Annotated in this window: 21 protein-coding genes; 10 read left to right on the top strand and 11 right to left on the bottom strand. The window is 43.4% G+C overall.

Annotation, left to right across the window (positions count from 1 at the left end; genetic code table 11):
• Window positions 1-25: 25 nt before the first annotated feature.
• The 4 genes from M3180_RS22910 to M3180_RS11955 form a co-directional block, all read right to left on the bottom strand.
• On the bottom strand, window positions 26-2,674 hold the full coding sequence (locus M3180_RS22910; RefSeq protein ID WP_251667704.1) for an ABC transporter permease: 2,649 nt from the start codon (window positions 2,672-2,674) through the stop codon (window positions 26-28).
• Window positions 2,671-3,354 carry an ABC transporter ATP-binding protein gene (locus tag M3180_RS11965; protein ID WP_251668044.1) on the bottom strand — a complete coding sequence of 228 codons (684 nt, stop codon included), beginning with the start codon at window positions 3,352-3,354 and terminating at the stop codon, window positions 2,671-2,673. The genes M3180_RS22910 and M3180_RS11965 overlap by 4 nt, the downstream gene beginning before the upstream one ends.
• Before the next feature lie 171 nt (window positions 3,355-3,525).
• On the bottom strand, window positions 3,526-4,521 hold the full coding sequence (locus M3180_RS11960) for a sensor histidine kinase (protein WP_251667703.1): 996 nt from the start codon (window positions 4,519-4,521) through the stop codon (window positions 3,526-3,528).
• Window positions 4,522-4,524: 3 nt separating this feature from the next.
• A complete protein-coding gene (locus tag M3180_RS11955) occupies window positions 4,525-5,208 on the bottom strand; it encodes a response regulator transcription factor (protein ID WP_251667702.1) in 684 nt (227 codons plus the stop codon).
• 311 nt (window positions 5,209-5,519) lie between these two features.
• On the opposite strand from M3180_RS11955, the gene M3180_RS11950 reads away from it, so the two are divergent.
• Window positions 5,520-6,263 carry a MerR family transcriptional regulator gene (locus M3180_RS11950; protein WP_251667701.1) on the top strand — a complete coding sequence of 248 codons (744 nt, stop codon included), beginning with the start codon at window positions 5,520-5,522 and terminating at the stop codon, window positions 6,261-6,263.
• Window positions 6,264-6,372: 109 nt separating this feature from the next.
• On the opposite strand, the gene M3180_RS11945 is transcribed toward M3180_RS11950, so the two are convergent.
• The 3 genes from M3180_RS11945 to M3180_RS11935 all read right to left on the bottom strand — a co-directional run bounded on the left by M3180_RS11945 (window position 6,373) and on the right by M3180_RS11935 (window position 9,502).
• Complete coding sequence (locus tag M3180_RS11945; RefSeq protein WP_251667700.1) at window positions 6,373-7,197, bottom strand: carbohydrate ABC transporter permease; 825 nt, start codon at window positions 7,195-7,197, stop codon at window positions 6,373-6,375.
• The gene (locus tag M3180_RS11940; protein ID WP_251667699.1) at window positions 7,197-8,069 is read right to left on the bottom strand and encodes a carbohydrate ABC transporter permease; all 873 of its coding nucleotides are present in this window, start codon (window positions 8,067-8,069) and stop codon (window positions 7,197-7,199) included. The genes M3180_RS11945 and M3180_RS11940 overlap by 1 nt, the downstream gene beginning before the upstream one ends.
• Window positions 8,070-8,179: 110 nt before the next feature.
• A complete protein-coding gene (locus M3180_RS11935) occupies window positions 8,180-9,502 on the bottom strand; it encodes an ABC transporter substrate-binding protein (RefSeq protein WP_251667698.1) in 1,323 nt (440 codons plus the stop codon).
• Between the two features lie 222 nt (window positions 9,503-9,724).
• Here M3180_RS11935 and M3180_RS11930 point away from each other — a divergent pair, with 222 nt between their 5' ends.
• Window positions 9,725-11,491: a cache domain-containing sensor histidine kinase gene (locus M3180_RS11930; protein WP_251667697.1), complete on the top strand. Its 1,767-nt coding sequence runs from the start codon at window positions 9,725-9,727 to the stop codon at window positions 11,489-11,491.
• Window positions 11,492-11,511: 20 nt separating this feature from the next.
• The gene (locus M3180_RS11925) at window positions 11,512-13,017 is read left to right on the top strand and encodes a response regulator (RefSeq protein WP_251667696.1); all 1,506 of its coding nucleotides are present in this window, start codon (window positions 11,512-11,514) and stop codon (window positions 13,015-13,017) included.
• A 361-nt stretch (window positions 13,018-13,378) separates the two neighbouring features.
• On the opposite strand, the gene M3180_RS11920 is transcribed toward M3180_RS11925, so the two are convergent.
• Entirely contained in the window at window positions 13,379-14,071 is a 693-nt protein-coding gene (locus M3180_RS11920; RefSeq protein WP_251667695.1) for a Crp/Fnr family transcriptional regulator, read from the bottom strand.
• A gap of 123 nt (window positions 14,072-14,194) precedes the next feature.
• Here M3180_RS11920 and M3180_RS11915 point away from each other — a divergent pair, with 123 nt between their 5' ends.
• The 3 genes from M3180_RS11915 to M3180_RS11905 all read left to right on the top strand — a co-directional run bounded on the left by M3180_RS11915 (window position 14,195) and on the right by M3180_RS11905 (window position 16,485).
• The gene (locus M3180_RS11915; protein ID WP_251667694.1) at window positions 14,195-15,364 is read left to right on the top strand and encodes an MFS transporter; all 1,170 of its coding nucleotides are present in this window, start codon (window positions 14,195-14,197) and stop codon (window positions 15,362-15,364) included.
• 87 nt (window positions 15,365-15,451) lie between these two features.
• The gene (locus tag M3180_RS11910) at window positions 15,452-16,165 is read left to right on the top strand and encodes an AzlC family ABC transporter permease (protein ID WP_251668042.1); all 714 of its coding nucleotides are present in this window, start codon (window positions 15,452-15,454) and stop codon (window positions 16,163-16,165) included.
• Window positions 16,162-16,485 carry an AzlD domain-containing protein gene (locus M3180_RS11905; RefSeq protein WP_251667693.1) on the top strand — a complete coding sequence of 108 codons (324 nt, stop codon included), beginning with the start codon at window positions 16,162-16,164 and terminating at the stop codon, window positions 16,483-16,485. The genes M3180_RS11910 and M3180_RS11905 overlap by 4 nt, the downstream gene beginning before the upstream one ends.
• 128 nt (window positions 16,486-16,613) lie before the next feature.
• On the opposite strand, the gene M3180_RS11900 is transcribed toward M3180_RS11905, so the two are convergent.
• A complete protein-coding gene (locus M3180_RS11900) occupies window positions 16,614-17,507 on the bottom strand; it encodes a Cof-type HAD-IIB family hydrolase (RefSeq protein WP_251667692.1) in 894 nt (297 codons plus the stop codon).
• 73 nt (window positions 17,508-17,580) lie between these two features.
• Window positions 17,581-18,516 (bottom strand): ribokinase, encoded by a 936-nt coding sequence (gene rbsK / locus M3180_RS11895; protein ID WP_251667691.1) that lies wholly within the window; start codon window positions 18,514-18,516, stop codon window positions 17,581-17,583.
• Window positions 18,517-19,094: 578 nt separating this feature from the next.
• On the opposite strand from rbsK, the gene M3180_RS11890 reads away from it, so the two are divergent.
• From M3180_RS11890 to M3180_RS11875, 4 genes are all read left to right on the top strand, one after another.
• Window positions 19,095-19,520: a helical membrane plugin domain-containing protein gene (locus tag M3180_RS11890; protein WP_251667690.1), complete on the top strand. Its 426-nt coding sequence runs from the start codon at window positions 19,095-19,097 to the stop codon at window positions 19,518-19,520.
• A 35-nt stretch (window positions 19,521-19,555) separates the two neighbouring features.
• On the top strand, window positions 19,556-20,746 hold the full coding sequence (locus tag M3180_RS11885) for an NAD(P)/FAD-dependent oxidoreductase (RefSeq protein WP_251667689.1): 1,191 nt from the start codon (window positions 19,556-19,558) through the stop codon (window positions 20,744-20,746).
• Between the two features lie 111 nt (window positions 20,747-20,857).
• On the top strand, window positions 20,858-22,027 hold the full coding sequence (locus M3180_RS11880; protein ID WP_251667688.1) for a benzoate/H(+) symporter BenE family transporter: 1,170 nt from the start codon (window positions 20,858-20,860) through the stop codon (window positions 22,025-22,027).
• A gap of 67 nt (window positions 22,028-22,094) precedes the next feature.
• Window positions 22,095-22,844 carry an NAD-dependent protein deacylase gene (locus tag M3180_RS11875; protein ID WP_251667687.1) on the top strand — a complete coding sequence of 250 codons (750 nt, stop codon included), beginning with the start codon at window positions 22,095-22,097 and terminating at the stop codon, window positions 22,842-22,844.
• A 107-nt stretch (window positions 22,845-22,951) separates the two neighbouring features.
• Here the strand turns inward: M3180_RS11875 and ltrA are convergent.
• Window positions 22,952-24,084: group II intron reverse transcriptase/maturase (ltrA, locus tag M3180_RS11870; RefSeq protein WP_251667686.1), on the bottom strand; the 1,133-nt coding region annotated here is incomplete at its 5' end.

Raw genomic sequence — 24,084 nt, 5'->3', positions numbered from 1 at the left:
CCCCCTTCATCGAACGCTCATTGAGCTACATATTTTCTTGCTTAATTGCATCAACGATGCTCCCCTTCTTCACCTTAGAGCCAGAGTACATCATAGAAAGTCCAACAATCATAAATAATACGACGAACAATATCCCGAGATGGACCCATGGCAATTGGAACGGATAATATGAGGTTTTCAGTATGGACCAATAGATAAGCACCATAATCCCGAAGCTGATTGGAAGACCATACAGCAGTGCCTTTACTCCATACAGTATGCTTTCATAATTAATCATTCGGTAGAAGCCCTTCTCCGTCATGCCGATCGAGCGCAGCATCGCAAACTCTCTCCTGCGGAGCTGAATGCTTGTCGAGATCGTATTCAATATATTCGCAACGGAAATCAACGTGATCAGCACAATGAACCCGTATGAGAAGACCGACAGTATAAACATCGTCGCCTCTTCTTCCTGCTTATGCTTGAATACATTGCTAATATAGTAATTATCAAAATGCTGTGACTCTCGAATTTGCTCCTCTAAAGCTAGTGGGTTGTCACTTTTAATATATACGTTGTATTGAACACGAGGCTCGATATTGCTGTTAAGCTTATCCATAACGGCCTGACTCACATATAGCGTCATACCATTCGGACCGTGAGTCGTTCGTACAATCCCCATCGGAGCAAAATCTGTTCCGCCAACAAGTTCGATGGCTTCACCTTCAACCTCGTGCGACATATAGATCGTTTCTCCACTCTCGTCTGTAGAAGTCTCGTAGGTCCAGTTCGTAAGCTGAACCATAATGTCAGTCACTTGGCTCAACACTTTTCCAGCAACGTATCGTTTTTCTCCCTTGTGATAGTAGCTAATCTCGTTATACAGAATCGCTTGCGGATGAGATGTGTCGAAGAGCAATGAAGCATCTACTCCTGCGTATTCAGCAACCTCCTTAAGCTCCTCATCATCTAGCGCTTGAATGAATACATCATAATATAGATCATCTGAAATCTCTTCCTGCTGAGCTACCATTGCGCTAGCGTTCGTTGCTGGCACATACTGATATGGCACGCGCGCACTGCTCTGCGTAGATTGAATGATGCTATAATCAGTTATTCCATCAAACTCGAGCAGCAGTTCAAGATTCGGGTCATCTTTCATACCATAATTAACTTGCAAATCATAGTTCACACCGCTATTCGTACTGAATAATGCTTGCTTCATCGATTCTGTCAGATAAGAAACCGTCATAAATAATATAATACTAATAACGAGCGAGAACACCGTAATCTGATATCTGCGCTTGTTGCGCTTAATGTTCTTCAAAGCGATTTCTGCTTCAATGCCAAATAGCTTACGTACAAGCTTGGATGTTTTCACTTGCTTTCTAGAAAGCTTCACGTCCTGAGTCTGACGAATCGCATCAATCGCTGACACCTTGGCAGCACGCTTCGCTGGCCACCATACGGATAACAGCACCGTAATCAAGCTAATACCAATTGTCAGCAGCAGCGTCCATATATTCATCTTCACTTCGAACGAAACATCGAGCCCAAGCACTCCACGAAACGTAGGATTAACGACAGCAAATGTTATCGCAATTCCTGCTAGCCCACCTAATATCCCAAGCGGAATACTGATGACACTAATAATCATCCCTTCGAAAAATACAGAATTTCGTTTTTGCCGTTTCGTTGCACCTACACTTGCTAGCATGCCGAGATAACGTGAACGATCCGCGACCGATATACCGAACGCATTATAGATAAGTGAGATGGAGCCAATCATGATGACGCCCATAACGATGGACAATAGAGAAAATACCGTTGTTACAAAGCCATCATGTGAGCTAACAAAGGAATAGCGCAGCAGCGTCGTATTAATGTAATACTCATCAATCGACAATGCATGTTTCAAGCGTTCGCCTTCCTTAAAGATCTCTTGGTCTGGCTTAGCTGTATACAGTTTTGCTGTAACCGTTGCATCCTTCGGAAGCTTCGATGGATCTAATCCAGTCAGGAAGCTATAACCCGGGGAGATGCCGTACTCATCCCCTAATCGTTCTATGATGCCGACCACCGTAAACTCTGCTTCACGCTCTCCAATAACGGTCTCTTTCGTATGTCGCTCATCATCAAACAGAATGGAATAGTTCTGGTCTAATCGATCAACATAATCTTCCTCAACCAGGTCTGGATTGTAGCGCTCACCTAATGTCATCGTCATCGTCTCACCGATGATGTGTGAATCCTTATTAAAATGCTTCAAAAAATGCTCCGGCACTACAATTTCATTAGGACTTACTGGCAAGCGTCCCTCAAGCAGCTGCAGTGGAAGCCTATTTAAAGCTGCTTCATTATAGGCTAATACATGAATATACGGCTTATTGTCTTTACCTTCAAGACCTTGCTCAGATAACAGAGCATACCCTTCTTCATGTTCCAGGATGAGCTCATCCGCATATAAGCTATCCTCCAGCACGGGCAGCTTACTGACAGGCACCTCATTATATTGGATATGCCAATTTCCGTTACTAGCAATCGACTCACGCTTTAGTACATCGATAAACGACAATCCAATGGTTGTAACCGCAGTAATCATCGCTACAGAAATAATGACTCCAAGAATCGTAACAAGGGTGCGACGCTTGTTTTCCTTCATATGACGCAGCGTTAATTTGTTAATGATATTCACGGTCTGATCACCTCGACCTTGGCTAGCTTGCCATCCTCGATCGTAATGATGCGATCAGCCTGCAAAGCAATACGCTCATCATGCGTAATGACGATAAGCGTTTGATTGAATCTTTTGTTGAACATGACGAGCATATCCATAATATCTTTGCTGTTCTTACTATCGAGATTGCCCGTCGGCTCATCCGCTAATATAATTGCCGGATGATTAATGAGCGCGCGTCCAATCGAAACACGCTGCTGTTGTCCGCCAGACAGCTGATTAGGTAAATGATTTAGTCGCTGCTCAAGATTCAATGTGCTTACAAGATCATGCAGCTCCTGCTTGTTTACTTTATGACCATCAAGCAGAAGGGGCAGCGTTATATTTTCTTCAACCGTTAATACCGGAATCAAATTGTAAAATTGATAGATCAGTCCAATTTGTCTGCGACGAAACACAGCCAACTGCGTCTCTCCTAGCGCATACATATCTGTCTGATCGACTAGTACCTTACCAGTGCTTGGTGTATCGACTCCACCAAGTAGATGCAGCAGTGTGGACTTACCTGAACCAGACGGTCCAATGATCGCTACAAATTCGCCCTTCTTCACACTAAAGGAAATATCCTTCAATGCGTGCACTTGGTTTTCACCTTTACCATAAATCTTCGACAGGTTCTCTACCTTCAATATATCCATCATACGTCCTCCATCACTTTTCCTTAATAACTGTTCAAAATACTGTTCAAAAATCCCAGCTTTCAGTACCGAGAAGCTGTAATCAAAGTTGGTTTTTTTGAACTTCCTCTTAAAGCACAGTATAGTGATGGCATATGACTTCCCAGTGACTCCAAAGTGACAATTTTGTCACTAATGATACCACTTCAAGGTAAAGACTGCTCCTAGCTGCAATCCATTATGAACCTCGATCACACCTTTTTGAGCCTGTAGAATGTGATACGACATCGCAAGTCCAATGCCTACACTGGACTCACTGGCTTGCTTTCCACGATAAAAACGTTTGAATAGATGCGGGATATCCTCCTTCGCTATTCCTGATCCCGTATCCGCTACAATTAATGCGGTATAGAGCTCATTGCGTGACAGCGTGAGCGTAATGGTCCCTCCATGGGGGGTATGCTCCACTGCATTTTTTACGACATTAAGGATCGCTTCAATCGTCCACTTTTTATCTACGTCAAGCGTCAGGTCGGTATCACCTTCAAGTACTATATTAATGTTCTTAATCTCAATCGGGATCTCTATCGGCGACAATGCCCTCTGCACAAGCTCAGCTAGCTTTACCCGCTCTGACTGGAAAAGGACGGTTCCCGCTTCCAGCTTCGATAGCTTTAAGAGTGATGTAATGAGCCACTCTAGACGCTCGAGCTGCTGCTGCATATACTTTAGAAATTCTTTCTGCTTATCATGTGGCAGATTCGGCTGCTTAAGCAGATCAAGCATAACGCCCATCGACGTCAACGGTGTTTTCAATTGATGTGAGATGTCCGAGATCGCTTCGCTCATACGCTCCTTGTCTCGAAGCAAATATTCGCTTTGCTCAGAAAGACGTACCGTAACCTTAAAAATTTCATTCTTCAGTATGCTTAATTCGCCCTCGCGATTATCACGAATAACGAAGCTGTATTCGCCGCTAGCGATTTGCCGCAAGTAGCGAGAAAGCTCCTCCAGCTCACGGTATCTCCAGCGTGTAAATAGATAAAAATTAATATAGGTAATAATAAGAGCTGTAAGCACTAACCCGGCAGCTGCCCAGCCTAGCCATAATGCTGCTACGACTAGTGCGATAGCTGAGATGAGCAGCTGCAGCCACAAGTATCGACGAAACTCATAATTACGAAGCATATGCTATTCCCCCATCTTGTAGCCTAAGCCTCTTACCGTCAGAATAAACTTAGGCTGAGCAGGGTCATCCTCTAATTTCTCGCGGAGACGCTTGATATACACCGTTAACGTGTTATCATTGACGAAGTCTCCAGCTACGTCCCAGATCCGCTCCAACAGCTGACTACGCGACAATACTTGTCCGGGATGATTAGCGAAAATTAGCAGTAAACGATATTCAAGAGCAGTAAGAATAATCTCCTGATTACCCTTATATACCTTTGCTTCTACTGTATGAATATGTAGGTCCCCAATCGTAATCGTTGATCGGCTTGCTGGTGATCGCTGATATCGGCGCAGCACCGATTTCATACGGGATAGCAGCTCGCGCACGCGAAACGGCTTCGTAATATAATCATCGGCTCCCATATCAAGGCCCATGACAATGTTGACTTCCTCGTCTACAGCGGACAGAAAAATAACCGGGGCCTCATGTAATGATTTGACAAGCTTACACAGCTCGTATCCAGTGCCATCCGGCAAATTAAGATCAAAAATATATAGACTGAATTCAGTATAGTGCTCACGTATGATCACTTCAGCTTCCTTCATATGATGCGCGATCGTTACCTGGTATTGTTCTTGCTGCAGTGAGTATTCAAGACCAGCTGCAATCGTTCGATCATCTTCAACAATGAGCACCTTCATATTTTTTTGCTCCTTTGATGATAAATTACATAGAGTATTGAATAAAATAAGTATACAATGATATGACAAATTTATCCATAGTTGCCACATAATCGACTAATTTTGCTTCTGCACTTCCATCTATACTATAGCTACGAATGATTGTAGAGGAGATTGTTAGCCGAGCTATTTCTTATATGAATTACATAAGCTTATCATAATCAGCAAGCTGCAACCAACTTACTGTCATTTCTCAAAAAATATAATGACAAATTTGCTATTGACCCTCACGTAACGTTATCCTTTATGCTTTAGCTATCGGAGGTGGAATTATGAATGTAAAAGAAGTCGCTCAGCTCGCCAAAGTAAGTGTGCGCACCCTTCATCATTATGACGAGATTGGTTTGCTTATACCAGATCATGTGACTGAAGCTGGATACAGGCAATACTCTGAGCACAATCTACAAACCTTGCAGCATATTTTATTTTTCAAGGAGCTTGGCTTTAGCCTCAAGGAAATTCATCGCATCATTCACAATCCGAGCTTCAACACCTTCGAGGCTCTTCAGCTTCAGCGGCGCTCGCTAATCGCGAAACGAGAGCAGCTGGAGAAGATGATCGCAACGATTGATCGAACGATATCACATGTTAAAGGAGAATTTGAAATGAGTGCAAAAGATAAATTTGAAGGATTACAGTGGGATAACAATCCGTACGAGCAGGAAGCACGTGAAAGATGGGGTGATAAAGCTGTTGATGAAAGCAACAAGCGTGTAGGCAAGCTTTCAGATTCAGAGAAAGCAGAGCTAGAACGTGAGTGGAATAACATTTATTATGGACTTGCTGAGCGTATCGGTACGCCTGTTGATAGTGAGGAAACGATGGCACTCACGAAGCGCTGGTTTGAGCTGCTTAATAAGATGGGCAACTACAGCTACGAAGCTTTCATCGGCTTAGGCCAAATGTACGTGCAGGATGAGCGCTTTACTAAAAATATCGATCACTACGGAAAAGGTCTTGCGCAATATATGTGCGAGGCGATGGGCCACTGGGGACAATTGCAGCTGCAAAAGTAACATTCCTCGTGTATATATAAGCTCAAAAAGGCTCGACCAGAGGCATGCTATAACCTAGCTAGCTAGCTCTGGTCGAGCCTTTCCTTTATCGCTTTTTGTTAACAAACTACTAGCCCTTCATAGCCCCTGCAGTCATTCCGCTAACGATAAATTTCTGTGCAAATACGTATAGAATAATGACCGGTAATGAGGTCAGCACTAAGACAGCGAAGATAAGATTCCAATCTCGGCTATACATCCCATAAAAGTTATATACAGATAGCGGCATCGTCCAGTTCGAGCTATCTGGTAAGAAATAAAGCGGAATCGAAATATCATTCCACACTCCCATGAAGACCATAATCGCTACTGTTGCATTAACGGGCAACAAAAGCGGCGTAATAATTTTCAGAAACACCTGCAGCGCATTGGCTCCCTCGATAAAGGCTGCCTCATCTAACGATTTGTTAAGTGATTTGACGAATCCACTATAAAGGAAAATACTAAACGCCATATTCAATGCCGCATAGATGAAAACAACACTAGAGATGGAGCCGTAAAAGCCCAGCCATTGTACTACTCGAATGGTCGTAATCGTAGACATCGGAGCAATCAATCCCATAAAGAAGAAAAGATACAGGAAACTTGAAAGCTTCGTTTCACGTCGTGCGAGAATAAAGGCTGCTGCCGATGATGTGACGATATTTACGCTACACGATATAACAGTAATAACAACACCGTTTACAAATGCTCTTGCCAACCCGCCTTCCTTGAATACCGTCACATAATTTTCGAACAGCCACTTCTCAGGCAGCTGAATTTTGAATTGCATCACTTCGATATTGTTCATGAATGAACCTAATATCATAAGCAGCAGCGGAACAATGATTGTCAATGATAGCAGGATCAGCATCAATTCAACAATGATCGTTTGAACTTTTTGTCGTACCCTCATTATTCTGCAACCTCCTTACGTCTCATGAACATAATCAGTGGTACGGCGATGACAGATACACTAATGAACAACAGCGTATTCACAGCTGTACCAAGTCCCCAGTTTCCTTCACCAAAGGCACGCAAAATAATTGTACCGACAACCTGAGACGCGTTACCAGGTCCCCCGCCAGTTAATACATACACCTCTGAGAATACTTTTAAGCCTCCGATTAAAGTCAGCATAATGTTAATATTGATCGCCGGTAACAACAGCGGGAGCGTAATATTCGTAAAGCTTCTCCATGCGCTTGCACCATCAATTTTTGCAGCTTCATAATATTCCTTGGAGATAGACTGTAAACCGGCTAGATAGATAGCCATCTGAAAGCCTACACTTTGCCAGATCGATACGGCAGCGATCGTCCAGACTACGATGGAAGGATTAGTTAGCCAAGCCTGTGCTAATGACTCAAGTCCCAGCTTGCCTAGCAATGAGTTAATCATTCCCTCTGTCCGGAGAATTGGTGTAAAAATTATGCTAATAACTAGAATACTTAATATAGAAGGAGAAAAATAAACAGCACGCAGCACATTGCGTGTTTTTAGCTTCATATTTAAACCTATAGCCAGCAAAAGTCCGAATATATTTTTGCCGATTACAGTAACGACTGCGAAAATCAGTGTGTTTTTTAGTGCTAAGATTAACACCTTATCAGAAAAAATAGCCTTAAAATTATCCCAGCCTACAAATTGAATGGTGTCGCGATCCAGTCGCCAATCTGTGAACGAATAATAAAAACCAATGAGTGCTGGAAATGCAAAAAATATAAAGTAAATGATTAATGCAGGCCAAACCAGATAATATGGATACATACTCTTCGATTTATGCATGATGTCACTCCTTTTAGAGCTTGCTCAATAAGTCGAGACTTTTTTGAGCACTCTTTATAGCAATCAGCCGCCGATAACATCGGCGGCCAATCAGGTCTACACAAGCGAGCTTAGAAGCCTTCTACACCTTTTGCCTTCATTAGATCCTTAAACTTTACATCCCAATTTTCTAATACTTCCTTCGGAGTGATTGATCCAGTGAAATGATCCTGCAGGTTACGGTACCATTCGTTCTGATCCACCACGGTATGTGCATCCATCGTTAACGTTACTTTTTTAGGTGTAATATAGTTATCAATGATTTCTTGCTTGTATGCTGGTTGCTCAGGTGTCGTTACATCGCTTAAATTAGAAACATAACGCTCCTCATCAACGATTTTTTGAGCGATTTCAGGCGATGCAATAAACGCAAGGTATTGCTTCGCTTCGGCAATATGCTTAGAGTTTTTCGGAATAAACAATTGACCGCCAAGCGGGCTTGCCCCAATCGTAGGATCCTCACCGTAAGGAATCGCGAATAATCCAAGGTTCATCTCTGGATCTTGACTCTCAATGTTCTGAATGAGCCAATCCCCCATAAACATCATCGCTACTTCCTTATTCAAGAACTTACCTACTGCCATATCATAGCTGTCGCTTAGTACATCTGCATTCGTGTAGCCAAGCTTAAAGATCTGATATTGCTGATCCAGAATGCCTTCTAATTCCGGAATATCTGTCCAATTTTTCTTGTTTGCATTAATATCATCAAACAAGGTTGGATCATTTTTTGCTGCGTAGTCAGCAAAAGCTGCTGCTGGCCATATGTTAGCTGCCCAAGCGTCTTTATAAGGCATAAACACTGGAGTAACACCACTTGCCTTAATCGCTTCACAAACAGCTAGAAACTCCTCATAGCTCGTTGGAATCTCAAGGTTAAGCTCCTCGAAAATATCCTTGTTATATACAACCCCTTGCATGCCTGTATCTTGGCTCACATGAAAGCTATAAATATTTCCATACGCCGACAAAACATCAGCGTTAAGAATACGATCTACCCACGGCTCATTATCTAGTATTTCAAAGTTACGCTCTAGGTTTAGATCGGTTACAGCACTTGCTAAGTTGTATTGGATCAGATCAGGCACTTCATTAACTGCTAGCTTAGTCTGTAGCACCGTTGTAGATTGCTCTGCAGGAATCAGCTGTAAATTAATTTTAATACCTGTCTCAGTCTCAAACTCCTTAAGCAACCAATCGGCGATAAACGGTGAATCCTGAGAGCTTTTTGAAATTGCCAGCTCAAGTGTTACATTTGATTTGCTGCCGCTATTGTTTTTATTACTGCTTTCACCTGCTGTCTCGCCCTTATTATCCGACCCGCAGGCTGCAAGCGAAAGTGCCATCGTACTAGCAATTACACTTAACGCAATCGTTCTCATTTTTGGTTTCATTACAAATTCCCCCTTAGTTGTATCTTTGTATGTTACCGCTTACATTTATTATAAAGTTCATGATTTAGGTGGTACATGTTTGCTATTTACTGTTCATGTGTAAAATTCTGAACTAAGCCCTGTACGAAGTTCTGTACGGTGAGCCTCACCCTTGTTCAATTTATTATACTAATGATAAAGTAGGTTAATAATGTACTTCTTAATAGAAAGAAGGGCCGTGACATGAACAGCTGGTATAAACGAACAAGTATGCAAACTAAATTTTTCCTACGGTACATCGTATTGCTTGTCATCGTTCTTTGTTTCTTCTTGGTTTATATAAACTGGATCGTCATTATACCGCTGAAGGACGATATGCAAGATGAGAAACGCATGCTTGCTGTCAGCATTAATAATCAGATCGATGACTATATGATTGCTCAGAACCAGCTTTCTCAACGTATTCTATCAAATAAGCAAGTGTTTAATATACTAGCAGCAGGCCATATCTCAACCACGACAGAGGAAGGCTTGCGCCACAGTCGGATCTTAAAGGATTCGATGTTTCAAGCGATCGGACCTACGATGAATATTCGCGATATGATCATTTACGATGTACAGGGATCGAGAATCGCCGCCTTTCTAGGCTTCAATGATACACCTGATTCACTTAATTCTGAGCTAAAAGAGCGTCTTGATTCGAGAAAGGTACATGAGACTAGTTATGTTCTACATCGTGAGAACAATGGCATCGTCACGTTTAACCGAGCAATCGTCGATCAAAACGGAAGCGTTTACGGCTATTTAACGATTCAGCTCGATCAAGCAAGGCTGAATAGTCCAACGGAAAACGTGGCAGACGGATTTGCGTTAATATTTGATGAGCATTACCAGCTTATAGCTGGCATGCCAAGTGAAGAATACGATGATAGCCAGCTCTCTCAGCAATTGCAGCAACAAAGCGAGCGAAATGGAATGTATGTGAATAAAGCAGGAGATTACATCACCTATGTTCAGTCCGAGATGACAGGCTGGAGCACCTTCGTCGTAACACCGCGTGATTCGGTACTTGGACCTGTAAATTCAGTAATCAGGCTTTCTATCCTTATTATTAGTGGTTTGCTGCTGGTGTTATTTGTGTACATCTATTTTTCAACGAAAAACTTGCTGCTTCCGATACGAAAGCTTCGCAATCAAATTTCACGCATTCAGTATAATAACCTGAATGTTCAAGTGAATCATCATACGCATAATAATGAACTCATATCTCTACATGAAGCGTTTCAGGATTTATTATTACGACTGCAGCAGTCGATCGAGCGAGAAAAAGCGGCCGTGCATGAAGAAGCTAAAGCGCGCAATTCCGCCCTGCAGGCACAGATAGCGCCACACTTCATTCATAACGTCCTTTATTTGATTAGCATCGCCGCACAGGAACAGAATTATAAGGCCGTTACCGAGATGTGTAAGCACTTGTCTGAAAATCTTCGTTATATTGTAAGTAATGCAACCCATCATGTTAGTCTGACAGAGGAACTTCAATATACACGACACTATCTTTCCTTAGTTCATGCGCATTATGAGGATGATCTAGAGTGGGAAATCATTGCAGATGAAAGTGCTGATAGCATCCAAATTCCAAGATTGACGATTCAGCCCTTTGTTGAAAACTGTATTGAGCATGCCTTCTCGAAGGCTGATCCTCCATGGCGAATTCGTATCGAGTACAAGCTGTTTAACGGGCTGTGGGCAATCGAAATTAGCGACAATGGAAGTGGCATTGCTCCAGAAAAAATTCAAAGCATTATGGATAATATTCATCGCGGCAATACATCTGACATTGGTCTGCAACCAGATCAACAATGGGGAAATATGGGGATCGTCAATACCGTCCATCGCCTTCAGTTAATGTATCGAAACCGGCTATTTTTTAATATTTTCAATCATCCTGGTCATGAAAAAGGGGTTACTGTGCTTATTATCGCTTCCTTAACGGATGATTTTTATTAAGGATTAAAGGAGTGTGTCATATGATGTACAACGTGTTGATTGCTGAGGACAGTAAGCCTATCTTACGTAATATTAAACAACTTATCGAGCGATCAGAGCTTCCGCTTAACGTTGTGCACACCGCATACAATGGAGAGGAAGCACTAGAGTATATTAAGACGCATTCAATCGATATATTATTAACCGATATTCGCATGCCTAAGCTGGACGGTTTAAGCCTTATAGAAGAAGCTAAATCCTATCTTCCTGAGCTTAAGGTCGTGCTAATAAGCAGCTATAGTGATTTTGAATATACGAGAAAAGCGATTAACTTACAGGTATTTGATTATTTATTAAAGCCGGTCGAGCAGCAGCAGCTGGATGATGTCATGAGTCGTGTCCTCCGCAAGCTTGATGAGCTGCGTAAAGCTCGCCAAGCTATGTTAGGAGATATCGTTGCAGAAGATTGGGTGCTTGAGCCTCATAACAGGCAAGACTTCTTCGACCAGCCCAAGCTTATGATGCTGCTGTGCAGTCAGCCGTTCACCTCACAGAGAAACTGGAGGCATGAGCTGATTCGTCCTCTATTGTCTAATTGCTGTGAGCCCTATCCAAGCTGGCTCCTCCCACTTAAACAGAATAACAAACTACTGCTGCTTAGCTCGGTAGCTCTACGAGATAAGGTTACTACTGGTACTGCTTGGCTAAAAGACATCCAAGAGCAGCTGAGACGCCAAGATATTAACATATCTGCTGTTTGTCATCTCGAACCCGTCGAGCCAGATCGCATCTACGCGACCTATCTATCGTTAGAAGCTATGTTAGATCAAGAGCTTACATTATTTAGTCCTATTCTCTTAGAGTATGAGCAAAGCCATATACCTACTTATTCACGAGCTGTCAATGATACATTACGAGTTCTTCAGGAATATATCGTACATCGGCAAAAGGAACAATTTTCGTTGAAGCTAGCAGAGCACTTAAAGCATATGAAGCTAACTGTGGCTTTATGGTCCGAACTAGTGCAGCTCGTCGCTGCCCTTGAAGGTGCCTTTAACGAGGCATGGCAGGAATCTGCTCCAGATGAATATAATGCTGATCCTACTCCCCTTCTGAAAAAGCTAAACTTAGAAGATTACGATAGCTTTTGCGTACAATTCATAGCTTGGTGCGAGGACCAATTTCAACGACTACAATCCTATAATCGCAAGAGCAGTGAAGAGTTGTTCGAGCAGATGGATCAGCATATTCAGCGTCACGTTTATTCCCAGCTGTCCATTGGTGAATTGGCGCTAAAATTTCACGTGAGTCCTTCCTATGTGAGCCGAATTATTAAACGATTTACTGGACAAACCTTTGTCCAATACTATATGAAATTAAAAATAGATGAGTCCTGTCGTCTAATGCAAAGTAAGCCAAGCTTGTTGATTAGAGAGCTATCAGATGCTCTTGCATTCAGTGATCAGCATTATTTTTCACGTGTATTCAAGGAATATACGGGCTACACGCCAACGGAGTATAAAAATCAATGGCACTTACATTCATAAGCTATCGCTAGCTTTTTTTGAATTCGATAATGACTTTCCATAACAATTCCGATATAATAGTCATCTGTCTCTTTTTATATTTTCTGCTATGCACATTAGAATGTGAACAGACTGAATAACTTTAGTGAATATGTGTGGCTCTGCGTAGCTATCCACAGCGTTTTTTCTTATTTTTCACTTGTATCCACAGCGCTTTGAATAAAAAACACTATCCACATGTGCATAATGTTTTTCGTTAGCTATCCGCATGTGTTTATGTGCGTAAGCTGTTAGCAGTGTGGATGAACATAAAACAGACTGAGTCCTTTACTACGGACTCAGTCTGTTTCTTTATCAGTATTTATTAAATACATAGTTCAAGCTATTGATACAGATGCCCATCGCTGAGCTGCTTCAGCGCGTCGACATCTCTTATCACAATTTCACTATGTTGCTTTTCAATAATTCCACGTTCAATAAAGCTTTTAATGACTCGATTCAGATGCCGATAGCTTGTACCTAGCAGCTCGGCAATTTCCGTAAGACTGGTCGTTTCCAGCTCTCCACGCTTAAACCTCAATTGCTCACTATGATTGGTAATGGATAGAAGATAGCTGGCAAAGCGACGATCCACAGAGGTTAGCACATTCATGCTAGCTGACAACGAGATCGTGTTTAGCTTATGACAGACCTGCTCTAGCAGGTACTGTAGGAACGGTGCATGCTTCATATCGTTCTCCTGCAGTATGCGATGTGGAACAACGATAAGCTTTGTTTCGCTCACTGCCTCAACCTGAACGACGGCAGCCTCTTTATTGACTAGCTCAACATCCCCAATTAAGGAGATAGGTTGACAGAAACGCAGCAGCAAAGTTCGTCCATTCGGCATAACATTGACCACTTTTAATTTTCCGGTGACCTGAATATATAGAGACTGAAGAAGATCTCCGCTATTAACCAGTGTATCTCTTGGTTTAAGCTTCATCATTGACATCTGCTGTATCGTACTCGGATGAAACAATTGCCCCAGCTCATATTTCTCGAGCCAATTCTTGATCTCCTGATGCTGATCCATAAATGTACCTCCTAGCTGAAAAGGACATATGTCCTATGTTATGCGACTATTCTTCACTATAATAGAGCAGATACATGAGAACAACCTTAAATTCATACACCATAAAGGAAGAATGTATATCTAATGAACATCAAAGTTATTGCACTTACCATTTCAGCGTTCGTCGTTGGATTAGTCGAATTAATTATTGGAGGTATTCTTCCGCAAATCGCAGATGATCTTAACATTACGATTGCGAAGGCAGGCATGCTGATTACAATATTCAGCCTTGTATATGCGGTGACAGGACCATTATTGCTTACGCTGACATCTAGAATTGAGCGTAAAAAGCTTATGCTTGGCTCCCTCGTTATCTTCTTTATCGGAACGCTACTCGCTTTCTGGGGATCAAGCTATATGATGCTCGTTGCTGCGCGTGTTATTAATGCCGCATCCGGCTCGTTAATTGTAGTCCTTGCACTCACCATGTCTGTAAAGGTCGTGCCTGAACGCTTCATTGCACGTGCAATCGGATTTGTCTCGATGGGAATCAGCTCATCGATCGTTATCGGCATACCAGTTGGTGTCCTAATTAGTGACTACTGGAATTGGCGAATTGTATTTTTATTTGCAGCCCTATTAACACTGTTTGCCTTTATCATTATTGTCGCTTTCATCGATCCTGTTGCACCTGGCAAAACCATTTCATTACGCGATCAATTCCGTGCCATTAAACGCGTGAAGATATGGTCGGCACATTGCATGCTCATGTTCGCGATCGGGGGGCACTATGTTTTCTATGCCTATCTATCCCCGTATCTGACGCAATATTATCAATTAAGTGCGCAAATGATTAGTGTCATTTACTTTATTTTTGGATTCTCCGCAATTGCAGGCGGATATGTTGGGGGCCTGCTGTCGGATCGATTGAATCCACGCAAAGCGATAGTAGCGATTGTCTTTACGTTTCTACTCACCCTCATTACAATATCAGTAACGAGAGACAGCTTTGCAATGTTTATCATTATGCTAGTTTTGTGGGGCATGATGTCGTGGGCAGTGTCCCCTCCCGAGCAAGCTTATCTCATTGAAACAGAACCGGAGACTGCGGATATTCAGCAGAGCCTTCATAACTCTGCACTCCAGCTTGGGATTGCTGCTGGCTCTGGCTTAGGCGGCTATCTTATTAAAACAACGAACGATGTTGCGGTTACTTCGTGGGCTGCTGCGATCATGATGGCTATCTCCTTAGGTTTCGCCTTGTTCTCCATTACTCGCAAGGTTTCAAGCCATCATCAGAAGCAAGCTGCATAGATTGATTTCAGGTACAAGTATTATAGTTTAGAAGCTGCCGGGAGTATGCCCTGGGTACACCTGGCAGCTTGGTATCGCTTGAAAGGAATGAAAATAGAACAGATGCATGAGGATCGACAACAGTTCATTCAAGGAGTACGAGATTGTCTTCCTACTCTCCTTGGCTATATCGGTATCGGCGCTGCTTTCGGCATTGTCGGTGCCTCTTCTAATGTCAGCCTGCTTGAAATTGCGTTGCTCTCCTTGCTTGTATATGCAGGATCAGCTCAATTCATCATTTGTGCGTTATTCGTAGTACATACGCCAATACCCGTCATTGTTGCCACGACCTTTATCGTGAACTTAAGGCATTTCCTCATGGGACTCGCAATTGCACCAGCCTTCTCGCAATATTCAATGAAGCAAAACGTGCTGCTAGGCACACTGCTGACCGATGAAACCTTTGGTGTTGCTGCCTCGAAGCTAACGAAGCAGACTAAGCTCAATGCCAGCTGGATGCATGGATTGAATATTACCGCCTATCTATGCTGGCTGCTTTCAAGTCTAGCGGGTGCCATGCTCGGACAATGGATCGAGGAGCCAACAGTTTTCGGGCTTGATTTTGCACTGCCAGCGATGTTTGTAGCCTTGCTCATTATTCAGCTTCAGCAGCAAGCTGCAGGCAAGCTCATGCACTTGCTTGCTGTTGTCGGCTATACGATTATATTTATGGTTGTGTTCAGCTTTGTCGTACCATCACATTTGGCCGTGCTGCTATCAACGATGAGCGCTGCAACGATTGGGGTGCTTACGAAGCGATGACCATCTCAACCACGATGCTGCTTATTATTATAGGCTGCTGCTTAGTTACCTTAATCCCTAGAATTGCTCCGTTTATTCTCTTAAAAAAGGTCAGCCTGCCAAAATGGATGACCGATTGGTTAAGCTATATACCGATCTGCATTCTAACTGCATTAATCGTACAAGGCATGTGGACAGCTGAGCAGGGCAAGCTCATTATCAGCTGGCATTATATGCTTGCACTCATCCCTACCGTAATTGCTGCGCTATGGACACGCAGTCTGGCAGTGACCGTCATCGTTGGTGTGGTCGCTATGGCATTGGTAAGAATGTTTTCCTAACCTCTATATAAGAAAAAGCCGAGAGCTTCCCTCTATCTGCATAGGCTACAGCCTGCAGTAGAGTAAAGCGTCTCGGCTTTTCTATTTACTTTTCTCTTTATATAGTACAAGTTTAAAGATTCGACTACCTATTTGGCTGATGCTGATAAAGAAAGCTGATCGAGAAGCTCCCGGATCGCATGAGCGACACCGTGCTCTGTGTTTCGCTTCGTTCGATGCGGGATCAGTGCCTTCAACGCTTCAGGAGCATTGTCCATCACTACACCTTTGCCTGCCATTTGCAGCATGGACAGATCGTTAAAGCCGTCTCCCATCGCCATAATTTCAGCTGGCTGAATGCCCAGAGATGCTGCATATTGCTGCACGGCATAGCCTTTATTGCCTTTCGCTGAGTTTACTTCCAGGTTGCCATGAGCAGAAGATGAAATGGCAAGTCCAGTTAGCTGACGAACTCTTTCATCGGAGCGCTTAAAGCATGCCTCATCTGTTGTTAATGCGAATATTTTTAACACTTCAACCTGATCATCATTCAAATACGACTCGAACGATTCAACAAATTGGCAGCGTTCATTACGAATACGCTCCTCACACATGCGCAGCACGGTTGCATGACGCTCCGCTTCACTCAAATGTGCAAGCTCGATCTTCCCATAATAATGCGATATATCAACATACTGATCATAGCTTAGGCTGATTGCTCCATCTGGTGTCATCAGCTCAAAGTACATGCCCTCTTCCATCAAGATGTCATGCACTAGTCGAGCCTGCTCCTTAGTCAGCGGTTGACTCGCAATGAGCTTGCCGCTTGCATCATGTGTCTGTGCACCGTTAAGACTTATAACCGGACATGAAATCCCCGCTTCGTCTAATAGGACATTAACATTCGTATAAGGCCTTCCTGTTGCAATGATGAATTCAATGCCTCTCTTCTGAGCCTCTAGCACTGCTGAGCGATTCTCATCGCTAATTCTCCAATATTTATTCAGCAGTGTTCCATCCATATCTGATGCTATCAATTTCATACAGTATGCCTCCTCTCCACTACACCATTATAGCTTATAATGGCGCGAGAAAGGCCATAAACCGTATATTAAATTACCGTGAAATTAATGGCATTCCGTTAGTTGCGATGAACTCAGCCACCTGCTGCTTCTGCGGTATAGAGGCCTGTGCTCCATCCTTCGTGACTGCAAGCGCTGAAGCTGCAACTGCGTTGGACAGTGCTGCTTCAATCGTTGCCCCGTTTAGTCTAGCTGCAGCATACACGCCGATAAATGTATCGCCAGCCGCTGTCGTGTCCACTGCCTTAACCTCATAAGCAGCTACCGATACATACATTCCCTCAGCATTGGTATAGATACACCCTTGCTCACCGAGTGTAACAATGACTTGCTTAGCGCCTTGACGGGTAAGCAGCTCAGCAGCAGCCTTGGCCGATTCCATATTATAAACAGGCTTACCCGTAATAAGTGCTGTTTCCGTCTCATTCATAATAAAGGTATCAATATCTTCCCACAGCTCAGCTGGAATTGAACGGGCTGGCGCCGGATTGAACCATACTGGAACATTAGCCTGCTTCGCTTTAGCGATGATATGACAGGTCGTCTCCCAAGGAATTTCATTCTGCAGCAGTATGGCACTAGCCTGCTCCCATGGTGTATGCTTGTCCACAGCCTGTGGCGACAGCTTTCCGTTGCTTCCTTCCGACACAACGATAATGTTCTCGCCCGATTCATTGACCATAATATATGCAGTACCGGAGGCTCCCTCCGTTCTTAGCACATGCTCGGTATTCACTCCGCTTAATTGAAGTTGATCAATGAGCTGATCAGCAAAGCCATCACTGCCGACAGCACCGACCATGACACACTCCGCACCAAATCTTGCAGCGGCGACAGCCTGATTCGCTCCTTTACCGCCTGGGTAGTAAGCCAAATGGCTACTGTGGATCGTCTCACCAGCTTTAGCAAAATGCTGAATTCGGCTTACGATATCCATGTTCAAACTTCCGATAACGATCAGCTTACTCAAATCCACTCTCTCCTAACGTAGTCTTTATTATGTATCTCTAGGTCCTGCTGGATAGTTATGTAAAATTATACCCTCTCCTTGTATATACGTCTAATTCGGTGCTGAAAGTTCAACTTTGCATTCGTACAAATTGCTTATTTTACATTAATAAGTTTTGGACGATTGACATAAGCTATAGTCAAACCAAACGTGCACATGAATATTCTATTCGCACATTTTCGTCAAATTTTGAGCATTTTGCGAATTTATAATCATTTATTTGCCATAATCTCGAGAAAATGTTCACAAGGCTAGAGACGATTTCAACAACTTAGGCTATAATGGAAAGTAACAGCTTAGGCCGATCTTGAATTGGATCTGAATCTGTCTCGAGGCATATGATACTCATGTGCTGTATTTGCTATGAGCAGCTAGGATCGTTTAGATTGTTTATCTATGTCTAGATATCAAGACTATTCCCTTTCACTTTAGGTGAAATTTATCACAATACATGATGTTGGATAAATAGCAAGGAATTCATCATTGGCTTTGACGATTAAAAATCGGCTTAAAGTAGTTTATTTAAAGGAGACCTGGATATGTCAGAAACAAACACTCAAACGCAATCTGCAGTAGCTCCGGATCAGCAAGCTCTTCTTGAAAAGCTAGCTAACCCGGAAGTACAGGCATCACTGAACACGTTAGTGGATCAGCTTCCGCAGCTAACTGAATTAGTGAATACTTTAACAAAGTCCTATGCATTTACGAAACAGCTTGCAACAGATGAAGTGTTCAAAAGCGATATCGTGAACGCAACAACTGAAATTGTTGGACCAGTCATTGAAGGTGCAAGAACGATCGCACTTAACGCTGTTGAAGCGAGTGACCGTGCTGAGCAAAGCAATGAGGTCATCGGTGTTTTTGGACTAATGAAAATGCTAAAGGATCCTCAAGCGCAAAAGCTTTTCCGCTTCATTAACGCTTACTTACAAGTTGCTAACGAGCGTGAGCGTAATCAAAAATAGTAGAAACAATTTATCGTATGGACGGAGGACTAGCTATGTCTAAACATATTGTTATTTTGGGTGCAGGTTATGGCGGTATTCTTGCTGCGCAATCTGTTCGCAATTACATGGACAAAAACCAAGCAAAAGTTACAGTTGTTAACCAATACCCTACTCACCAAATCATTACTGAGCTTCATCGCCTTGCTGGCGGTACAATTAATGAAGAAGCCGTTGCGATTCCTTTAAAAACGCTTCTTAAAGGCTATGATGTTAATCTCAAAATCGCTAAAGTGTCTTCCTTCTCTGTAGACAACAAAGAAGTTAAGCTTTCTGATGGTTCTACACTTTCTTATGATGCGCTCGTTGTTTCTCTTGGAAGCCAAACAGGCTACTTCGGTATCCCAGGCCTTGAAGAAAACAGTATGGTGCTTAAATCTGTTGATGATGCGAATCAAATCAACAAGCACATCGAGGATCGTATTAAAGCTTATGCTCAAAGTGGCAATGAAGCTGATGCAACGATCGTTATCGGTGGCGGTGGTCTAACAGGCGTTGAGCTTGTTGGTGAAATCGTGGATAACTTCCCGAAAATCGCTAAAAAATATGGTGTGCCATTCCATAACCTAAAAATCAAGCTGATCGAAGCTGGTCCGAAAATTCTTCCAGTACTTCCCGATCATTTGATCGAGCGCGCAACAGAAAGCTTGGCTAAACGCGGTGTTGAATTTATTACTGGCGTTCCTGTTACAGGCGTTGTTGGCAACAAAATCGAGCTTAAAACAGGCGAATCGATTGAAGCTAATACATTCGTATGGACAGGCGGCGTAGCTGCACTTCCAATCGTTGCGGAATCTGGTCTTGAATGCGACCGTGGTAAAGCAGCAGTTAACGATTTCCTTCAATCTAAATCCCACAACGATGTATTCGTTGTTGGTGACGCTGCACTTGCTTTCCCAGAAGAAGGCGGACGCCCATACGCGCCAACAGCACAAAACGCTTGGCAAATGGGTGAGCTTGCAGGCTACAACCTGTATGCTTACTTCAATGGCAAAGAAATGGAGAAATTCAGCCCAGTTAACTCTGGTACGCTTGCTTCTCTTGGCCGTAAAGATGCGGTTGCTACCGTTGGTGCAAGCAACACTGCGCTTAAAGGTATCTCTGCAACGTTGATGAAGGAAGCAAGTAACATCCGTTATTTGTCTCATATTCATTCTATGCGAACTGCGCTTCATACAAAGCTATAGTAGCTTAAAGCGTAATGGCTACGTATTAGCCTGAGCATTTCCCGCAGCCATCCTGTCCACTGACATGATGGCTGCTTTTTATTACGTGGCAGCATTAAGGAGCTTAACTTCATGAATCAAAATCAATGGTCATCTGGTCTGATGTCCGCATTAATGGCATGCACGGGCGGAGCAATTCTTGTTGTACATAGTGCCAATCATCTTGGACTTAATGAAAGACAGCTACTATCATGGCTTTTTGTTTGCTATGTTTTAGGTGGACTTTTCAATTTCTTCGTAGCTTGGCGTTATCGTCTACCTATTGCAGGGGCCCATTCTGTAACGGGCATTGCCTTCTTAAGCACTGCAGCCGTTCATCTAACCTTACCACAGCTTGCAGGAAGCTTTATATTAATCGGGGTCATTATTGCCTTACTGGGCTTTACCGGCATCTTCTCAGTGGTCTTCAAGCATATTCCTAGACCGGTAATCGATGCGATGCTGGCAGGCGTTATTGCTCATTATATTGTTTCATTAATTCCAGCCTTTCAAAGCAATCCGATCGTTGGACTGTGTGCAGCTGTAGGATTCTTTGTAATGCCGAAGCTGGTAAAATCGCTGCCTGCTATCGTAGGCGTTATTGTATTCGGGTTAATCGGTTTGCTGTTTACTTACTCCTTCCCGGCTGTGGAGCGACTGCCATATGAATGGCCTGTATGGATCGCACCCGAATTTACATGGCAAGGGTTTATATCAGTCGCCCTGCCGATCAGCATTCTTATTATTAGTAACGATATCGCTGTTGCTGTAGCATCATTAAACAAGCAAGGGTATAACACTCCTGTTAATCGAATTATCTCTTATTCAGGTATCGCTACAGGCATTGGAGGCCTCGGACTTGGGCATTCTATCAATATTGGTGGAATGATGACGACGATGTGCAGCAGTGATGAGACAGGGGCAAAGGATGAACGTTATCGAGCTGCCCTCTTATCTAGCGTTTTATGTATTCTTTTCGGGTTGTTCGCTTGGCTTATTATCCCGTACATTACACTGTTACCTGACTACTTTATTGCCAGCCTTATTGGCTATTCGCTGCTCAATATTTTCTTAAATAGTATGCAATCATCGTTTGGTAATAAGCAGTATCGGTATTCTGTACTTTTTGCATTTATTATCTCCGTATCTGGTGTAACGATGCTTGGTATTTCAGCTGCGCTTTGGTCATTACTAATCGGTACGATCATCGCTTTCCTGCTTAAGGAGCATCGACCTACATCTGCTGAGCAAGCGGAAGGTTAACCGTAAGCGGTGTAGAAGACAGCAACTATCCATTGATCATTAATCTTGTTACGAGGAGGGATGAACCTTGGAAACAGAAACGAAAATATCCAAGCTGGCAGAAGCGATAACCGCTGCAAAGCATATCGTCGTGTTATCCGGAGCAGGCATTAGTACGGCTAGTGGTATTCCTGATTTCCGATCGGAGAATGGTGTTTATTCGAAGTTTGAGCGTGTGGAGCATTTATTATCTGAATCGTACTATCACCAGCATCCAAAAGAGTTCTGGATCAATTTCAAGAATATTTTTCAGCTCCAGCATATGGATAGCTACGAGCCGAATGCCGCACACACACTGCTCGCTGAGCTTGAGAAGCTGGACAAGAAAGTAACGATTGTCACGCAAAACGTCGATGGACTACATCGTAAGGCTGGCAGCACACATATCCTCGAGGTGCATGGAACGATTGCAAGTGCACATTGTCCAAAGTGCAAAGCGAGCTATTCGCTAGCCCATGTGCTGCAGCAGGAAGTACCGCGCTGCTTCAGCGATAACTTCATTCTAAAGCCGGATGTTGTGTTGTTTGGTGGCGGTGTGCAGCACCTAGAAGAAGCATATGAGGTTACTCAGCATTGTGACCTGTTTCTCACGCTAGGCTCCTCACTAGAGGTATATCCAATCAAGGAGCTCCCTTATTATGCTTCTCGTGCCGAGCGTCCGACTACAGCGATCATCAACATGACGGCCACTCCTAAGGATGATCTGTTCGATCTTGTTATTCATGATGAGCTTGTAGCTACATTTACCGAGCTGCGAAAGCTGCTAAATATGTCTTAATCGGTCAGCAATAGAGATCGTTCTAAACCTACGAGAAATCGAGTAGGAGGGGGCGGCTAGCCCCCGTCCTCTCACACCACCGTGCATACCGTTCGGTACACGGCGGTTCATGTCATATTCCGCAAGTGATTATATCTGTCCGTTAAACTTCTCAGTCCAAGAGATGACCAATATTGGTTGTTCATTGACCGATGAAGAATCGGACTACATGCAATTCGCCAGTGTTTCTTCCTCGAATTTCCCCATTCATGTGCCTTTTGTTTCGAAACGCCTAACGACAGCAGTTTTCTGACCTTTGTCTTCGGCTGCTTCCATTCTTTCCATATACACATTCGAAGCCTTCTTCTTATCCATTCGTCCAACGCTTGGAACACACTTTTCGTATCGGCTAATGCATAATAACCGCACCAGCCTGTGAGATATTGATTAAGTTCCTTTATTCGTAGTTCGATCGGGATTGGCTTACTCCGAGAGGTGATCGCTTTAATCTTTGTTTTCACTCGATCCAGTGATAGCTTTGCGATCTTTATTCGCGGATTTTTCTTCTCCCAGCTGAACGTGAAACCTAGAAATTTACGCCTCCATGGACGGTCAACCGCGCTTTTCTCTCGGTTAACTTTCAACTTCAGTTTTCCTTCGATGAATGCAGTAATGGAGCTCATCACTCGTTGTCCTGCCTTCCACGTTTTCACATAGATGTTGCAGTCGTCGGCATATCTCACGAAACGAAGGTTTCTCTTTTCCAGTTCCTTATCTAACTCGTCTAGGACGATGTTCGATAATAGCGGACTAAGTGGACCTCCTTGCGGAGCCCCTTCCGTTGTCGCTTGAACGAGACCTCCTTCCATTACTCCCGCTTGCAGATAGCCGCGAATAAGTTTCAGCACCATTTTGTCTGTCACTCGTTCCGCTAGTTTTGCCATTAAGCGGTCGTGATGGATTCGGTCGAAGAATTTCTCCATGTCAATGTCTACCACAATGCGGTATCCCTCTTCCATGTAGCTTCGTGCTTTCCTTACCGCATCATGCCCTCGCCGTTGTGGGCGAAATCCATAACTTTGCTCGGAAAACGTTGGGTCAAATACAGGCGTTAATACTTGGATGATTGCTTGTTGAATGAGGCGATCTGTCACCGTAGGTATGCCTAAGAGCCGAGTTCCACCGTTCGGTTTCGGGATTTCGACCCGACGGACTGGACTCGGTTCATACGCTCCTTTCTTTATGCTTTCACGAATGGTTT

The organism is Paenibacillus camelliae (assembly GCF_023715345.1).
GTDB lineage: Bacteria > Bacillota > Bacilli > Paenibacillales > Paenibacillaceae > Pristimantibacillus > Pristimantibacillus camelliae.
This window is presented reverse-complemented; position numbering and strand designations above follow the sequence as displayed.

What these genes read in the sequence shown, in the direction of transcription:
- M3180_RS11965 (WP_251668044.1), bottom strand. Translation starts at nt 3,354, where the DNA reads ATGGATATATTGAAGGTAGAGAACCTGTCGAAGATTTATGGTAAAGGT.
- M3180_RS11960 (WP_251667703.1), bottom strand. Translation starts at nt 4,521, where the DNA reads ATGCTTCGTAATTATGAGTTTCGTCGATACTTGTGGCTGCAGCTGCTC.
- M3180_RS11955 (WP_251667702.1), bottom strand. Translation starts at nt 5,208, where the DNA reads ATGAAGGTGCTCATTGTTGAAGATGATCGAACGATTGCAGCTGGTCTT.
- M3180_RS11950 (WP_251667701.1), top strand. Translation starts at nt 5,520, where the DNA reads ATGAATGTAAAAGAAGTCGCTCAGCTCGCCAAAGTAAGTGTGCGCACC.
- M3180_RS11945 (WP_251667700.1), bottom strand. Translation starts at nt 7,197, where the DNA reads ATGAGGGTACGACAAAAAGTTCAAACGATCATTGTTGAATTGATGCTG.
- M3180_RS11940 (WP_251667699.1), bottom strand. Translation starts at nt 8,069, where the DNA reads ATGCATAAATCGAAGAGTATGTATCCATATTATCTGGTTTGGCCTGCA.
- M3180_RS11935 (WP_251667698.1), bottom strand. Translation starts at nt 9,502, where the DNA reads ATGAAACCAAAAATGAGAACGATTGCGTTAAGTGTAATTGCTAGTACG.
- M3180_RS11930 (WP_251667697.1), top strand. Translation starts at nt 9,725, where the DNA reads ATGAACAGCTGGTATAAACGAACAAGTATGCAAACTAAATTTTTCCTA.
- M3180_RS11925 (WP_251667696.1), top strand. Translation starts at nt 11,512, where the DNA reads ATGATGTACAACGTGTTGATTGCTGAGGACAGTAAGCCTATCTTACGT.
- M3180_RS11920 (WP_251667695.1), bottom strand. Translation starts at nt 14,071, where the DNA reads ATGGATCAGCATCAGGAGATCAAGAATTGGCTCGAGAAATATGAGCTG.
- M3180_RS11915 (WP_251667694.1), top strand. Translation starts at nt 14,195, where the DNA reads ATGAACATCAAAGTTATTGCACTTACCATTTCAGCGTTCGTCGTTGGA.
- M3180_RS11910 (WP_251668042.1), top strand. Translation starts at nt 15,452, where the DNA reads ATGAAAATAGAACAGATGCATGAGGATCGACAACAGTTCATTCAAGGA.
- M3180_RS11905 (WP_251667693.1), top strand. Translation starts at nt 16,162, where the DNA reads ATGACCATCTCAACCACGATGCTGCTTATTATTATAGGCTGCTGCTTA.
- M3180_RS11900 (WP_251667692.1), bottom strand. Translation starts at nt 17,507, where the DNA reads ATGAAATTGATAGCATCAGATATGGATGGAACACTGCTGAATAAATAT.
- M3180_RS11890 (WP_251667690.1), top strand. Translation starts at nt 19,095, where the DNA reads ATGTCAGAAACAAACACTCAAACGCAATCTGCAGTAGCTCCGGATCAG.
- M3180_RS11885 (WP_251667689.1), top strand. Translation starts at nt 19,556, where the DNA reads ATGTCTAAACATATTGTTATTTTGGGTGCAGGTTATGGCGGTATTCTT.
- M3180_RS11880 (WP_251667688.1), top strand. Translation starts at nt 20,858, where the DNA reads ATGAATCAAAATCAATGGTCATCTGGTCTGATGTCCGCATTAATGGCA.